The sequence below is a fragment of the Legionella moravica DSM 19234 genome, from assembly GCF_000423305.1.
GTDB lineage: Bacteria > Pseudomonadota > Gammaproteobacteria > Legionellales > Legionellaceae > Legionella > Legionella moravica.
This window is the reverse complement of record NZ_AUHS01000040.1, coordinates 1-17,300: the sequence shown is the minus strand read 5'-3', so window position 1 is coordinate 17,300 and position 17,300 is coordinate 1. Positions and strand designations below refer to the sequence as shown.

The following is a 17,300-nucleotide window of genomic DNA, read 5'->3' as shown; positions in this document are numbered from 1 at the left end:
AATGTTATGCGTTACTATTAGTCTGTTGGGTGTTTTTAATAAGAAGGACGTTCAATCATTAATATGATTGGAAATGCTATAGCAACCATTATTATTTCTACCTGGCAACACTCTTTTGATTACGAGCAGGCGCAAAGCCTTTTGCAGAAAGGTAATGAGTCAGAATCTCAAACAGTATACCTCAGTGAATCGTCTCTATGCATGACAAAAAAAACTGTCATGCCCGCGCAGGCGGGCAACCATGTATCCAAATAATCCGATACCCAAATCAAGCCAATGGGGATTGTTTTGCTCGATAAGATATATGTTCCATAATACAAATTTAAACTATCCTTCAACTCGCTGATACACTTGATATAGCCTCGCTTTTAGCGATCGAGATTATATGATTTTCATCATATGTCAGCGAGTTATCTTCATTTACTTCAGTGTCAAACCTGAAATGGTTGCCCGTCTGCGCGGGCATGACAGGTTTTTTGTCATGTACAGAGGTGAATCGTAATTTTATGCGTTACTATTAGTCAGTTGGGTGTTATTTAATGAAATTGTGATATAATTTTGCGCATGTTGTTGTGGGAAATTATAGATACATTATGAAACTTAATCCTGCTGAAAAGAATAAACTCCTGTCTTCTGCTCATGGAGTTTATTTAGCTTATGCCGCCCTTGATTTTTTTAAATCACGAACCTTTACAACAGAGAGTGGTAAAAAAAGTATTTTTGAGTTATGTCAGCAGGCCATTAAAGAAACCCAGTACGAACAAGTCGTGTTGATCAACGGCGTGAACTACAAGCTGGTTTTAAAGCCAGAAAAAGACAATACCTTTAAAGTTGAGTTTTCTAAACCATTAGCTGCCAAGAGCATGCCAGAAGTAAAAAAAATAAACAGTTATCCTGATCAGGACGCTCTTCATTTATTATCCAGCCAACAATTCACCCTGCATATTCCTGATGATAGTGGCGAGCCTGCCGTTTCAAACACAATAAATAATCAGTTGGTGATCGGCGGTATTGGGAAAATTGATTTGTACCGAACCCATCTGGTTACTCTTCATCATATTATTGAAAAAATTGATAGTGAAACGGAGATCAGCAACTTATTGGTCGCTTTGGCAACCGGTTCTGGCAAGACTTATGTTCAGGCCTTGTGGATGCTCGTTTTGGCTCTGTCTGGTAATAATGGAGTTTTTGCCGTTCCTGATCGATTGGCACATCAGTTTGCCAGGGATTTAAAACGAATGTTACCCGATTCATTTGTTGATTCTCTTTTTATATTGCGCGAGAAGGAGAATAATCCTGCAGCAGAAAAGGCTTTAAAATCGCTAAAAAACAAAAATACTTCGGGAACGATTATCATCGGCTCCAGTGAGTATCTTCTTGATCGACATTACCACGATCTCGATGGGGCCGATTCAGAGCATACTTTTTTAGCATTTGATGAACAGCATTTAATTATGAAAGCCGAGCGACGCCGAATTCGGCTGATTGAGCTGTCGCAAAAAAAGCTGTCCATGTTTCTAACCGCCACTCCCAATCAGGAGACTTATAAACTTTCCGGTAATAAACCAGTAGCGATTATGTCGAGTGGACAAAAGATGGAAGCAGGTCAAGGGCAGTTTCCTAAACTGGTTTCTTTTCAGGCGCGAAATATTACAGATAGAAATAAATTAAAAACTTATCAATTTTGGACGGCTGAGTTCTGGAACAATATGTTTAATGGCTTATTATTGCGTTTAACCAATGCCATCCAGCCTGAGCAAAGTTCAGCGGCTGTTTCTCTGGTTGATGATTTGCTTTATTACCATTTTGATAAAGAAGATGAGTCCTCTGCTCGTTGGAGAATGCAGGTTCCGGCTGCGCGCAAAATGCTTTGTATCGTTGATGACAATGAAACATTAGTGAATTTATGTAATTCGCTGCAAAATAATTCGTACTTCAGACGAGACGTTTATCGCAATGGTAATTTGGTTGATCGTTCAGATGTTGCTAATTTTTTTCATTTACCCGACGCGGAAGTTTCAGTGATTCAAAAGGATCTGGAGGATAAGAGGAGAGAATACCACGCTTCGTTAAAACCTGATGAATGGCAGGTTAGCATCGCTCAGGGCAACCCATCCTTGGCACAACAAATTAAAAATACAATTTTTCATAACTTGATTGAGTACGTGCTCACTGATATTACCGGACTTGATGAAATAGAACATAATCGTTTGCGCAAGTTGAATATGAACGATTTTCAGCAATTGGTTGTCAGTCGTTTTCAACCACGAACCGCATTGTATTACCAACAGAAACTCGAGAAAGAAATAGACCCGGATGGTGCTCGAGTTATAGGCAGTTTATTGGCTGAATTGTCTGATGTGCTGCAGCTCATGATCAACAAAAAATTTGACCGCAGCCTCTCTGTAAATAATAAGGATTTAACTGATTTCATTGATAACTGGCCTTTATACAATCATTTAATTGATAAAATTAAAAGAAATCGATGGCAATTTTCACGGTCGTTTGAGGACTTTGCTGAACATCATTTAGTGATGGGGGTGATGCAGGGTATGAAGGATGCTGAAACACCCATTGCAGAATCAAAACCATTCGCTGGACTACAGCGGTGTGTTTATTCTTTGTATGATCATAATGGAGTTCTGAATAAAGATGCCAAGAAACGCAAACATACTTCCTTGGAAATTTTAAACGATACCTCTACTGAGTCAGTATTTGTGCCCTCTTATTTAAATATATCGGAAGAAGTTGCTGATAATTATTTTCGCCTGGGTTTTGTCGGTGTCTATGTCAGTAATAAAAAAACGGAAGGATTTAGTGACAGAAATTTGCATACTGTCATCAACATTGCAGAAGATACCTTAAGCAGTACGAATAGCCCGGATACTCAAATTCAGGGCATAGGCCGTAATAGAGGATTGGATTCTACTATAGTACCTTCTTACATACACAGTTTGGGACGGGGTCAAAAAACTGTTTTTAAGCTGAGAAATCTGCAAAAAAATGATTATTACCCTGAATTATTTAAAGCACAAAAAGACTACAACAATCAATACATTCAGGTTTTGGGCACTAAAGTAAGCCAACAAATCATTGATTGGGTCTACGCAAATCTGGATGACGATGAAACGATTAATCCTGATCGGTTAAAGCGTCAGGTATTAAAATTCATTGCTCATGCGCTGCGCGATATCAATAATAAAAACAGCCATCAGATCAAATTGAGTCGAGCGCAATTGACCGATGTAGTTCGTTATGCGATGCAAGGACTTGATAAAGAAATAGCTCATATTAAGCAACCTTATCGCATCTCGATATTCCTGCGTGCTTTAAGCCATACATTGAATTTTATTGCTGAAATTTATTATACAGTGAAGCGGATTCCTGTCGCGTTTCAAATTTTTTATCATTCATGGTTTGGTCATAGAACACCAAAATCGGATCCTGGGGATCCCAAACATCCTGATGATGTGTACATAAAAATTCTGAATGGAACCAGTTTTAAAAAAATTATAGGCAATATGTCCACTGCGCTTGAGTTTAAAAAATGGATGAGTAAAAAATCACAAGGAATAACCACGCATATTAATAAAAATATCGTCAAATTTTTGAATATAGAGGATGTTACCAAGTATCGCGTTTACCAAAAGCAGTTGTTGGAACCTGTGTTGATGAATATGGTTATTGATGCAAAGAAAGCTAAAGTAGCACAGGCGTTATCCACATGTCCTGATAGTCTAAACTATTTACATGCGCATTTGCCCTTACTTGATTCACTAATCGGTAATAATTCCTCTCATCTTGAATCAACTGTGCTGACTTTTTTACAACAGATTCCTGGGCTTGGTGATTTACAAGCAAGTGATATAGTGCATTATCCTAAGAAAATGGAAGGATTAGTATCATTGTTCAATGGTACGCCTGACGCTATTTTAGCCGCGGATCCCAAGCTTCAAGTTAGTTTTACCAATCAATTGGCTCTTTTTCTACAAAACGATCTTGCAAAATATCTTTCTGCGTTTTTAACTTATGCTGACACGCGTTTAGTGATGGATGTTTTAAGTAAAAGCAAAAATGCCAGGGTATTTGCACAGCATTTGATGACTCAATTTATTCAAAATCGTGCCGAACTATCTCCTGAGTTCATTTTTAATGAATTCAGCCCCTTTTTCAAGAAACAAAAAATTAAGCCTGTCGATCAGGTCGTTACAAGTCTGAAACACGAGATTGATGCATTGCAAGAGCAGATACAAAGTCAGTTGTTCCAAAGTCTTGATGGCGAAGTGGTTGATAAACTCACTGCAGTGATCATGAACAAGCTACTTCCCTTATTAGTCAATCATTATCCATTGGAGTTTCGTGAAGAACTGCTGGCCAAAGCATCGAATAAAGCCAGGTTAATAACATGTCTTAATGAGCATTTTCAGGAGTTAAAGACTCTGAACTCAAGTAATACTAGCCAGTTGGCTCATCTGATTTTTTCCAATTTAATCGATGAACCGTTGCCTGAACCAATTAATGTGAATGATGAAATGGAGCACACTACTGAATTGGTCAGTAATGAGCTTCATAAAATTGGCACAACAAGCGTAAGCCGTTTGATGTTGGGTAAATTGATGGCGCCATCCTCCTGGAGTCTTAATGAGCAATATCTGTATGACCGACCTGTTGCGGATTTCTTGAGCAGTGATGAATTCCTTGATGCGATTGCTTTGCTGTTGCCCTTTGATCAGTGGATGAATTTAAAGCGTGATGTGCAGCAAAATTATCCTGTGATGATTCTGGTGGCCAGGGAATTAATTGATCGGCAGATTGGTGGCCAGCAGGGGATACCCACACCAGAAGAGATGCTGAAGTTGTTTAATAAACATTTAAAAGCGAATTATCAATCTTCAATACAGGCGGGTGAACTGGCAGTATCAGAGCTCAATGTTATAGTGAGTGATTTGACCCTTAATCCCTTGAATAATATTTCTAAAGAGCTTCAGGAACAATTTGTGCAGATAGGCTTGAGGCATTTACTTCCTTTGTTAGCACAATTTATTAAAGATGATGCTAAAAAAGAACAGTTTCTTGCCGTAGAGCAAAACTCCAAAAGGTTCTTTGACGTGATGGTTCAAAATCAGAAGAAACTCGATAATTTATTGGTCGGAGATGACGAGTCAATTAAGAGCAATGCGTTAAATATAATTAATCAATTGGTTCCTGAGATTAGTCACTTAGTGGAGGCTGATATCCACAACCCAGCGCGTCACGCTCAAATTTCTACGAAGCTGTTGCAGAAAGATTGGGTTAAAATGACTTTAAGATCGGTATTAAAAAGTGATCAGTTCCTTGATTTATCAAAGAACTCGTTTAATCCCCAGGACTACGAGTTATTAATGGCTTCCCTGAGTACGGAGGAGGGTATTAATGCTTTGGCGGTACAGGTTATTCCATATGGAATTGAGTCTTTGACTAAAGAGACATTATTAACATGCATAAAATCCATAAACCCAGGATTGCAGCAGATAGAACCGCTAGATATCCGGATCAATAAATTCCAGCTCTTTGTTCAGGATATTGTGGAGCATGTAGGCCAGAAATTGAATAAAAATGAGACGCCAGGATTGATAATGGATACCATGTCTCCTATTTTATTTCATCCTAGATTTATCAAGGTTATTGATAGCATTACAGGATTTTTAAATGAAGCGGATTTAACGGTCATTTTTAATGCCTTTAAGCGACAACATCCGGCTGAGGACGCAAAGCAGTATTTGCGATTCCTCTCTTTAATCAGAAATCAGAACAGAGTGGCTCTCACCAAGGAGTTTATGACGATACCTGAAGAGAGTTCTGATTTCGATTTTGAACAATTACCGGCTAAACAAATGCTCGATACCATTACAGACCTTATCGAAGAAGTATTGGATTGTCACTGTTATTACAACGATCAGGACAGAAAAGGTTCTATTGGAACAAGGGAGCAACCTAAACTTCGATCTAAAATATCGAACCAGTTAGCGGGTATGCAGATATCCTCTGATTATTCTGTGTTAAGCGGATTCTCCAGAAAAGGATTTTACATCCACGGTATCACTCAAGGTTTAAGTGCTGGCGGTGAAGTAAGCGCAGATGCGAATAAACATATAGTGGCTGTTTTACAACGCGTAAAATCACATATTTTACGTCCAATCTGGTGGAGCACTAACGTGTCTGAAATAACCCACGGGTTCATAAAGGGATGCCGGGATTTGCTGCACAGTTTGAAATCAGCATGGTATACCACCTTTAATGGAGTCAAATCAGCATTTAACTGGATGACTAACAGTCATTATTTTAAACTGGCTTCCCAAAATCCAGACAGTAGCGATTTTAATGATACCGCTTTTGATTTTTCCAGAAGAGTGAATATGCTCGCTCCCTTAGGTAACGAGCATGTTAAAGAACAGGATTGCCCAGTGGATGTGGTAACTCATATGGAAGATTTTGTCGCAAAACGCCCCGCACGCCCCGGCTTTTTTGGTGGTAACCTGGGTACACAAATCAGTGTTTCAGAAGAGCCAAATCATCACGACTCGATGCCAAGCCGTAAAGTGCGTTGATTGATGGAGTTCATTGAATGCCTAATTATCCCGTATTACGGCAGCTAGCCGAATACGGGGTATGCGTTTTATCCAACTGAATCAGGTTATTTTATCGCTAAAACCTCAGCAGGGTGATCGTTTATGGTGCATTTATTGGTACTTTGCTGGCTAAAAAAACCCTTGGGTATAGTGGTCTTGGGAGCAGAAAGCTGCACTTGTTCCGGTAGGGAATGAATCATATAGTTGAGCGCTTCCTCTGAATCCAGATGCTTAATCCAGCCGTTTGATTTTCCTGGATTATTGAATTTGCTCCACACAAGATCAAACAATTTAGTACAAGGTGAACTGCTTTTTAGTTTGCAACAATGAGCTTTGGCGAATTGATGCAATTGGTTGAATGTACTGAGAAGAAACCTCATTTGTTGTTCTGTATTATCCGAATGAGCGTTGGGCTTATTTAAATCTTTGATGCATTTAATAATGCGTAATTGGGTTTTATACACCTGAAGCGTAATATTGTATTGATAACATTCCAGAATATGAGTTGCTGTTAATGCTTTATTATTCAGAGAGTGATTTAAAAAAGCACTGGTATTAGTGCAGTATTGGGACATCATTTTAGAAAATTGCTTCGTTCCTTGTGGATTCAATTCGTGTTCAGTATCACCGTAAGCGAATATTTTAGCGGGGCGATCACTATTGTTGTGTAAAAAATCATCAAGGTAATAATCCAAAATATCGATTAATTTGAAATTATTGGAGTTATAGGCCACATCAAGGGTGATTGCCTGAGTAATATTTTCCAGCTCAAGGTCTGTAACCGAAAAGAGATCGCTGTTTTTGTAGGTTCGAGAATTTTGCACTTCTTTATTCAATAAGAAGCGTTGATTGGTAAGGTCATCAAAGATAACATCAGGATCGAGATGGAATCGATTTTTAATAAATCGTTTTATTTTCAATTTGATTTCGGTATTCACTTCCTTATTTTCAGCCAGGCAAAGAGTAGACAGCTGCTTTAATAATAACATTCGATAGAGGATAAATTCATCTTTGACCCGGGCGGATTGTTGTAAGGGATCAAGTCCTAAGCCTGGAGATATTTTATTGCATAAGGACAGTAAAAAGGCATAGGAATTATTTAGATAGGCATCGATGTTATCGGCAGTTATCGAGATCCCATAATCACCGCGAGAAATCCCTAACATTTGACGGTATTCAGGATCACCTGAAAATATAAGCTCTGAGGTGTTACGTGGTTCGTATTTTTTAAATAAATTAAGGGCAGTAGAGCATAAATAATCATAAGGATTTGCGTATTCGTTCGGGTTTGCTTTGATTGGGGCGAATCGTCTGATGTGGGAAAAATCCGATTCATTTCCCCCCAAGCCCCCTTGGGATAAAGGAGCGCAATAGAAATCAAGCAATTTGGGAGGAGAATAGTAAGTAAGGCCTATGACTTCTAATACTTGTTCTTTGATTTTTTGAATTAATTCAAATTCTTTAATGACATCAGCATGCTGGATTTTGCTTAAATACGATTGGGTTCCTGCAATCCAGTGATTCAATACACGGGATTCCTTGTTATTGATTGAGTGAATCAGATGTTCTGTTTGTTTTTTACTCTGAATAATTAATTCCTTGTATTCATGCCCCAGATCGATTTCCACGGCTTTACTGTGTCGGTAACGCGAAGCATATTCTCTCAACCAGCCAGAAACTGATCCTCTTGCGACTTTATGCCCCTCGAAAGCGTAGAGAAATTTTTGATTGATGTGTTTGAAATCACGTGTACGCTCAATCACTTCAGCGGAGGTTTCCTTGCTTTGAATTAATTCTTTTTTTAAACGCAAGTATTCATTATTGATCATGCTGATTGCGCGATGAATCTGATTCCTGTTATCCGAGTTACGTTTATAAGTAATGAAATCAAGAGAATTGATTAGAAAATAGGCGCCTATACTGGCAAACAGAAATCCTACTGAAGTCAGAGCACCTATGCTCCATAAAAATGCTGCTCCAAGGGTTAGTGTGATGGTTATTGCAAGAACAGTAGCAACGATTAGTCCGGTTATTAGAGAAAAAACGAGAGCATGCTTTGCCAGAAAACCCAGTTGATTCATCTGCTCCAGTAAAAAATCTCGAGAAATGATCATGAACTTTAATTGAATTTCTTGTGTAAAAGCGTGTCTGACTTTATCCGATTCGGATAGTTGATTAATCCATTTAATGAACGGTGATTGAAGCTCTGATCGTATTTCACTATCATGAACCTGATAAAGCGATTGAAATCCCTTATTAAATATGGTGCTCAGCTCTTGGGCAAAATAGAATTCAATCGCAAAATTAATTGTATCGGGTGATTTATCTTTAAGACGTGCTCTTCGGATAAATTCGGCACGCACATCTGGTTCCATGGTTGCTCGACTGATTTTTCCCAGAAGCAGCATTTCTCTGAAATGAAACAGTTTAATGAGTTCAACCGAAATGTGTTTGCATTCGTATTTGATTAATTCGGATAATTCCTTTTGTTGTTCCAGGATGTTGGTAAATTGTTTTTGAGCCTCCTGTTGATTGCCGCTAAATTGAGTTTTGAAATAGTCGAATAAAACCTCCGTAATGGAGTTACCCAGAGATAAGGAAAATAATTCAGAGGTAACTGAGTTAAACAAGGTGTAATCGTTCGTCTCAAAACTTAAATCAGAAACAAAGTTCCTGATAGACTCTGGAATGATGAGTTTGGCTTTATTGATGTAAAACCAGAAACCTGAAGATTCATTGATTAATGATGCAGTTGTGGAAGGGGTTTGTTGATGAATGAGAGTATCCAGATAATGTTCCGCTAATAAACGCGTTTCTCCTATTATTTCTATCCATGAATAAATTTTTTCAGGATATTCTGATTGATCTAAATAGACACCGTAATGTGTGAGCATTTGATTGTGAAGCTGGTGTTGGTAATTGCGCTGAATTGCATTGATTATGCTGACTTCTCTGGAATCCAAATCTGACATAGTTAGCTCCTGTATCGAGTTATTACATACAGCGTATAAACGGGTTCTCTTTTGAAACAGCCAGGGAAGAGCATTCAGATAGATGCATCGGTACGATTATTTTATCAGGGTGGCTTCCCGCTTTCGCGGGGAAGACAACCTTATAGTAATAGCAAATTAAGATTATTAATGAATGTGCGTTTATAATCAGTGCGGATCCCTTAAGAACAAGCCGCACCAATTAGAGGTGATGGAACCATTATCAACAGACTCTAGTCAGAAAGCTTGGTTCCATAGAGCCTGTCACCGGCATCACCTAGACCAGGTACTATATATCCTTTTTCATTTAATTGTTTATCTATAGATGCCGTAAATACAGGAACATCAGGGTGCTCCTCATGGAATGACGAGAGTCCTTCCGGAGACGCAAGCAAGCAAAGGAATTTTATGGATTTTGGATTGATGGCCTTAATTTCTCGCACTGCAGCAATGGCAGAATTTCCAGTGGCAAGCATGGGATCCACGACAATAACGTCACGATCCTGAGTGTGTTCCGGGAGTTTAAAATAGTATTCAATAGGTTCAAGCGTTTTAGGATCTCTATAAAGACCAATATGTCCAATTCGCGCTGTAGGCACAAGTTGTAACATACCATCCAGAAGACCATTTCCGGCACGTAATATGGATACAAACACCATTTTCTTCCCTTTTAAAACCGGGGATTGCATCGTTGTAATCGGGGTGGTTATTTCCTCATATTCAATTTCCAGATCGCGAGTTACTTCATACGCCAGAAGCATGCTGATTTCATGCATTAGAGTGCGAAACTTGACGGTGCTGGTCTCTGATTTTCGCATAATCGTGAGCTTGTGTTGAACCAAAGGGTGATTGATTACAACTATTTTTTTTGTGTCCATGAAAATTCCTTATTAAAAAACGGTGCCATCACTGATTATTTGTATGGGGGGGGTCCCATGAATTCGTTTTTCTTTAGCAATACGTCGACCAGCCTCCCAGGTGCCTCCCTGAAGAATTTTTGCCAGAGGCAGAGCATGAACATCCAGATGTAATTGCTTTCTGATCAGGTCAGCCAGTTCATCCAACAGAGCTACGGTCAAAGCCCTCCATTCGACAATGGCCTCTGAGCCGGGATCTTGTGGCTTTGTTAGTAACTCTTTATTTTTAACATTCAGAAGCTCTGAGTCAATGAGTAAGCCCCCATTTCTGTACTCAGGCAAACCAGTAAGTGACTCTAAATCGGTTACCTGGATACCGGCATGTTCCAGCGGTTCAATCAGTGAATAGGTTAGCCATTGAGATAATTTATGGAAGGGGATGTATTCAGAACCGGGTTCATTCGACTTTAATGCCTTATGTCTCCAAACATCACCCAGAGAAATACCATGGAATGATAATCTGATGGGCCAAACATCCTTAAAGGCATTTAGTACGGCTTGAAAAAGAATTTTTGCAGAAACGTTCTGTGATGTTTTTAATGAATTGACATGCAGGTAAAAATCACCAAGCCTGCCGTATTTATCAAAATATCTGGGATTTTCTTTTAATAGTGTTCCTAGTCTGTTGAGTAATGCCACTCTTCCTGAAACACCCTCAAGCGGATTATTTGCTGATACTTGAAAACAATCCAGTAAATCCTGTTCTTTAAATGCGATTAAACGGTCTGCATCGATACGATAGGGTGTTTCTGGGTGATTGCTGAACACGCCACTTTGATAAAGGGATAAACTCGCCAGGGCAAGACCTTCGGAACGGGTGTATTCTTCATCGGTCAATTTCTCTTTATAGCGCCATAACGGACCAGCGCCAGCATCCAGAAAAACACTGATTATGACCAGCTCAAAGAGTATTTTTCCAAGTTCATCCGAAGGAAGATGACTTAGCTGGTTGAGCAGAGCACTAATTCGGTCTGTACCTCCGGCTTCAAAATGGCGCCATCTGCTGTGATAGGGCACTTGTAAATCTGGGTAATTCTGCATTATCACATCAATGATATAGGACGCGGTGGGCATCATTTTTTCAGGATTTACAGTAAAAAAATCCAGTTGATCCTGTTTTGCCAAAACCAGCAGACGATGAGCCTGAATTCGAATCGTTGCAGGATCGCTCAATGTTTCCAGAATGTTATCTATTTGTTGTGCTTCGCTATTCATGAAGACTGCGCCCCTTAGGAAGAGCTAATTCATTAATATCAATAATGCCGTCAGGCGAGTAGTAGCCTGCTGCTCGTTTGGCATCCATTTCAACATTGGCATCTGGTGGAATGAGATCATTGGGTATTTTAATCCGTTCAACAATGTCTATTCCTGCTTTATTCAATGCTTCATATTTCATGTTGGACATGGACACAAAGCGGTGAATTTTAGTGATTCCCAACCAATGAATAAAATCAGACATTAACTCCTGAAAACGCATGTCCTGTGCACCTGCGACGCATTCAGTCCGTTCAAAATATTTGGCTGCCGTATCTCCGCCTTTTTGTCGTTTGCGCGCGTTATACACCAGAAACTTGGTGACCTCGCCCAAGGCTCTTCCTTCTTTGCGATTATATACAATAAGTCCTGCACCACCTCTTTGGGCCGATTCGATGCATAATTCGATACCATGAGTCAGATAGGGTCTGCAAGTGCATATGTCTGATCCGAACACATCGGAACCATTACATTCATCATGAATACGGCAGGTTAATTCAATTTTGGGATCATGAATTGTGGTTACATCCCCAAAAAAATAAGCCGTTAAACCACCAATTGGAGGAAGGAAGACATCCAGATCACTGCGTGTGATTAATTCCGGGAACATACCCGCAGTTTGCTCGAATAAGGTTCGGCGTAATAATGATTCTGAAATCTGGAAGCGTTCGGCAATACCAGGCAAATACCAGACTGGTTCTACCGCCGCTTTTGTTACCACTACATCACCGGATTCGCTTAATATCTTGCCATCAGGTTTTAGCCGGCCTTTTTGAATTGCGGTGTGTAATTCCGGGATGTTGATATGGGCCTTGGTTACTGCAATAGTAGGCCTAATGTCGTAACCTGCTTTAATTTCATCCTCAAATACGGTAGCCACCATATGGCCCCAGGGGTCAAGTGAGATAATTTTTCCCGGTTCACTCCATTGTTTATGTGGCCCTATTGTTACTGGTGGAGTGGTATCGGTTAGATCGGGTACGTGTTCCGGATCGAGAACTCCCGCGGCGACAGCAAGTGCTCGGTATACAGAATAAGATCCTGAATGAGTTCCTATGACGTTTCTGTTTTTAATATTGGTCAATGAGGCGACTACGGGCCCTCTTTCTTTAGGGTTGGCCTCACCCCATCTGATTTTTAATGGTGCAGCGGTATGCCCTGCAGGATGTGAAGACAAAACGATATGGCCTTTGGGTTTTTTCTTTATCTCTTCGGGTATCATGGTACTAATTCCTTTAGTTTTAACCTGAATTCGTCTGTTGAATTGATTCTATGCCTGCCTCTTACCACGATTCAATAGTTGATTTCAGGTTCTATGAACTGAGAAAAGGCGGAGCCTGGTTCAGTAAAATCATCATAGCAGAAGAGATCCTCGTGTTGAAGCAGGAGCAAACGAACTCGATTACTCGTATAGAGCTGATGAGGGTCTTATACGAAATCATCAAGCCAATCATAAACTACTGCATTGGCGTATGAGATATTTCCAACCTGACAATGACCGCCTGCCCCTTCAAAATCGCTGAACACATGTTGAGCGGCCTCAGTCAGGGCACAAAACTCCTTAAATTGCCGTTCTGGTTCATTCCCTTCACTCTTTCCTAATAGAGCCAGACAAGGAATACTGAGCTGAGTTAATGAATCTCCTACGGTAAATTGTTTCAAATAGTCAAAGGTTTGTTTAAACGTTTTTTGTCCAAATCGTCTGATGAGTTGTTCTGATTGTGCTTTAAGTTGCTGAGGCATTACTTCATTGGGAATAGCTTGAAGATCATCGATGCCAAAATCATCTGAATCTGGCATTTTGCACGGATCCATCGTAACAAAAGAACACATATAGGCATGCAAATCAAGAATAGGCGAATTGGCAATAAGGGCTTTAATTCGGGGTTCATGGCTGGCCGCACGCGTAGCAAAATAACCACCAAAGCTAATACCCATCAACGCCAGGGTGTTTCTATTAATTTCGTGACGCGATTCAAAATAATCAATAACTCGTTTCACTACCTGCTCATAATCAGGCTCAAAAAAGGTCGCCGGGTATTTTCTAAAAACATCCATTTGACCTGGTCCGGCAAAATGAATGACGTTGTACCCTCGCTCTACAGCCGCCAAACCACGCATTAAGAATTCTTCTTCCAAAGTTCCATCAAATCCACTGACTATCATCAGGGTATGTCGTTTTACGCCATCGTTATCCGGAGAAATGAAATACGCGGGAAGATTAATCCCTTTATAGGGAATGGAATGATTTTCAAAATGAAGATCCATATTGGAGATTGCGGTACAAAAACAATCTGCTGAGTTCAATCCCAAACGTCGGTGATGTTCTGATGAGCATGGAGAATAATATTCTGCTGCACGGTATGAGTTGGAAGCTTTAAACAGTTGCTCTCTGCCACTGATGATATGATTTTTTACTAACCGTTCCATCCCATCTTTTTTTTGCCACTCTGCCAGACGCTCAAATTCCTTTACCCAGTCCTCGGGAGTTCCATCCGGTATCTGATGAGCTATAGTCAGGCATTCACCAACAGATGATGCTCTGTATGTGCTGGCTCCTAATTGTCGGATGAGTTGAAAATCCATTTCAGCATCCTGAAACCCCTTGACCCTGATCGCACCTCGGCTAATCTCATTCACTTTTGTTCTCCATCAATCCCTGATAATCTGAATAGTACACAATTAAAACAATTCAGGCGTTTCGTTTTTTCTTTATTCTAGGCCATATTTGATAAATTGAACAAGAACCTTAAAATCGTTATGATGTTCGTTTTTGGGTTATCCCTTATTGTTCAGGAAGAAGACCATTATGACTACCTTGATTGTTTGCTTGATTATTGCCGTTATTCTGCCTTATTTGGCTAAAATCCCTGTTGGTTATGCGATGCAAAAAGCGGGAGGTTATGATAATAATTATCCTCGAGAGCAGCAGGCGAAACTGGAAGGTTTTGGCGCCAGAGCATTGGCAGCCCATCAAAATTGTTTTGAATCTTTAGCGGTATTCTCAACAGCCGCCCTGACCGCTCTTGCTACCAATCATGTGACTTCAGGCATTCAAATTTTAGCTGTAGTCTATGTCATTTCCCGGGTTATTTATAACATTCTGTATTTAATGGATTTAGCTTCTTTGCGATCAACGGTCTGGTTTATAGGTCTGGCTTCATGCATCTCTATATTATGGTTATGCTTGCCTTAGTCTTGATAAATCGTCTGATTTGCCATTTTTTTGCATTTATCAGCTGAGTTTAGTGTACATTGCGTTCGACATGACGCAGGAGAAGCCATGCATATGGATTTAAGACAATCGTTCATATTGGCATTAATGCACTCCTGCATGTTAATTTTTACAGGGAACATATAAGGATTTGTTAAATTATCTGCATCGCTTCGTAGGGGTATCATTAGAAGAGTCAGAATCATCAGTTGCCTTATTACGAACATAGATCTATTCCCAATACTATGTGAAGGTGTAAATAATCCATATAGAATAATAATAGTACAATTGATGTTTTTTGTGTCGATTTATGATTCTTTATGCCATTGTTGAAGGGAAAAAGCTTACTCTTTCAGCCAGCCTTTGATATGGTATGTGTAGAGGTACCAGATTTTTTACAAGGATGTGAATATGTCTGACTTACACCAATTACCTAATAAGATTCATCACTTTGTTTGGCACTTCATAAAACAAAGCCCCTGGACTTACTTGCTCTTTTTTATAGCGCCTGTAGCCATGATATTGGAAAGTAATGTAATTCCTTATTCCCTGAAAATGATCGTTGATGGGATCTCGAATCATCAAGGGGGTCGAGCAACCATTTTTCAGGAAATTGCTCCAGCATTGTGGTTAGGAGGAGGAGCCTGGTTCGGTTTCGTGCTGATTTTGCGATTACAGAATTGGTGGCAGGCTTATATTGTGCCGAGATTACAAGCCAATATCCGTATGACAGTATATGGCTATTTAATCCAGCACTCGCATCATTTTTTTTCAAATCAGCTAGCAGGTAATCTGGCCAACAAAATCAGCGATTTGCCGCGTTCAATAGAAGCGATTCGTAAAATTATTTCCTGGAATGTTCTGACTACCTTTGCAGCAATAATCGTTTCAATGATTTTTATGTTAACCATCAATACATGGTTCGCATTAATCCTGTTAACCTGGATAATGGTCCAACTCATAATCAGTTTGTATTCCGCGAAGCATATAAATAAACTAGCCAAGCACAATTCTGAAGATAAAAGTGAATTGAATGGCAAAATTGTAGACTCTTTAAGCAACATCAATACGGTGAAATTATTTGCCCAAAATGAATACGAAAAAAAGTACATCTGGAATACTCAAAATAAGGAAATTCATAGTAATAAGCGACTGGTCTTGTTCATCAATTTATTTCGGCTTCTGGTTGATATACCAGTAAGTATCATGCTCGTTCTCATGATTTATTCTGTAGTCACTTTTTGGCAAAAACAATTAATCAGTACAGGCGATTTGGTTTTTATCTTCACCACCTCATTTGCCATCATGAATCAAATGTGGAATCTGAGTAATGCCTTATCCGATCTCTTTATTGAAATCGGAATCGTGAAGCAGGCCTTGGCTCTTTTATCATTACCCATAGAAGTAAAGGATAAGCCCGACGCAAAAGAATTAAAAATTACCCAAGGGGAAATTCGCTTTGAACAGGTTACCTTTCATCATAAAGAGGGTCTCAAACTATTTAATAACAAATCACTGGTCATTCCAGCAAAACAAAAGGTAGGGCTGGTCGGTTATTCAGGTAGCGGTAAAACGACGTTTATTAATTTATTGCTGCGTTATTTCGACATACAAAGCGGAACAATACTGATCGATGACCAAGACATCAGCCAAGTCACTCAATATTCCCTTAGAAAAGCAATCAGTATGATCCCGCAAGATACTCATTTATTTCATCGCACCCTACTCGAAAACATCAAATACGGAAAAGAGGAATCTTCACAAGAAGACGTATTTACCGCCTCATATATGGCCAATTGCATTGATTTTATTCAAAATTTATCCAAAGGCTTCGATACCATGGTAGGAGAAAGAGGCACCAAACTATCCGGAGGGCAAAGACAAAGAATAGCCATAGCAAGAGCATTCCTCCACCAAACATCAATCCTCGTTCTCGACGAAGCAACATCCCAACTCGATTCACTAACCGAAGAATACATTCAAGAATCCCTAAAGCCTCTCTGTGAAGATAAAACAACCATAGTCGTAGCGCACAGATTATCAACGCTTCTCAACATGGATAGAATCCTCGTTTTCGATAAAGGAGTCATAGTAGAAGATGGGACGCATGAAGAATTAATCGCGCAAAATGGGCTGTATAAATCCATGTGGGATGCGCAGACGGCTGGGTTTTTGCCGGAGGAGTTGAAGGAGGGCATCGTCCGCAACGAGTTTGAACAGCCGTATTTGGCGCATCTTGAACGTTTTTAACGCCAAAAAAATGCTCATGTACCTGATGTACACTCCGCTTTTTTTGTCATTAAGAAAGTTCAACCTG

At 39.7% G+C, this 17,300-nt stretch carries 9 protein-coding genes; 4 read left to right on the top strand and 5 right to left on the bottom strand.

Translation table 11 applies throughout. From position 1 onward, the window contains the following. Positions 1-63 precede the first annotated feature (63 nt). Together G543_RS0109755 and G543_RS0109750 are read left to right on the top strand one after the other, a co-directional pair. Complete coding sequence (locus G543_RS0109755; protein ID WP_028384357.1) at positions 64-255, top strand: hypothetical protein; 192 nt, start codon at positions 64-66, stop codon at positions 253-255. Between the two features lie 338 nt (positions 256-593). Then, positions 594-6,587 carry a DEAD/DEAH box helicase family protein gene (locus G543_RS0109750; RefSeq protein WP_028384356.1) on the top strand — a complete coding sequence of 1,998 codons (5,994 nt, stop codon included), beginning with the start codon at positions 594-596 and terminating at the stop codon, positions 6,585-6,587. An 86-nt stretch (positions 6,588-6,673) separates the two neighbouring features. On the opposite strand, the gene G543_RS17620 is transcribed toward G543_RS0109750, so the two are convergent. The 5 genes from G543_RS17620 to G543_RS0109725 all read right to left on the bottom strand — a co-directional run bounded on the left by G543_RS17620 (position 6,674) and on the right by G543_RS0109725 (position 14,409). Further along, positions 6,674-9,580: a hypothetical protein gene (locus G543_RS17620; protein ID WP_051190664.1), complete on the bottom strand. Its 2,907-nt coding sequence runs from the start codon at positions 9,578-9,580 to the stop codon at positions 6,674-6,676. Between the two features lie 251 nt (positions 9,581-9,831). Further along, complete coding sequence (gene upp / locus G543_RS0109740; RefSeq protein WP_028384355.1) at positions 9,832-10,476, bottom strand: uracil phosphoribosyltransferase; 645 nt, start codon at positions 10,474-10,476, stop codon at positions 9,832-9,834. A gap of 12 nt (positions 10,477-10,488) precedes the next feature. Next, positions 10,489-11,730, bottom strand: coding sequence for a URC4/urg3 family protein (locus G543_RS0109735; protein ID WP_028384354.1), 1,242 nt, complete (start codon positions 11,728-11,730; stop codon positions 10,489-10,491). Then, complete coding sequence (locus G543_RS0109730) at positions 11,723-12,991, bottom strand: GTP cyclohydrolase II (protein WP_028384353.1); 1,269 nt, start codon at positions 12,989-12,991, stop codon at positions 11,723-11,725. Before G543_RS0109730 ends, G543_RS0109735 begins: the two co-directional genes overlap by 8 nt. 206 nt (positions 12,992-13,197) lie before the next feature. Then, positions 13,198-14,409: an alpha/beta hydrolase gene (locus tag G543_RS0109725; protein ID WP_028384352.1), complete on the bottom strand. Its 1,212-nt coding sequence runs from the start codon at positions 14,407-14,409 to the stop codon at positions 13,198-13,200. A 169-nt stretch (positions 14,410-14,578) separates the two neighbouring features. Here G543_RS0109725 and G543_RS0109720 point away from each other — a divergent pair, with 169 nt between their 5' ends. Together G543_RS0109720 and G543_RS0109710 are read left to right on the top strand one after the other, a co-directional pair. Then, entirely contained in the window at positions 14,579-14,965 is a 387-nt protein-coding gene (locus G543_RS0109720; RefSeq protein WP_028384351.1) for an MAPEG family protein, read from the top strand. Positions 14,966-15,394: 429 nt separating this feature from the next. Continuing rightward, a complete protein-coding gene (locus G543_RS0109710; protein ID WP_028384349.1) occupies positions 15,395-17,233 on the top strand; it encodes an ABC transporter ATP-binding protein in 1,839 nt (612 codons plus the stop codon). The last annotated feature ends 67 nt before the right edge of the window (positions 17,234-17,300 follow it).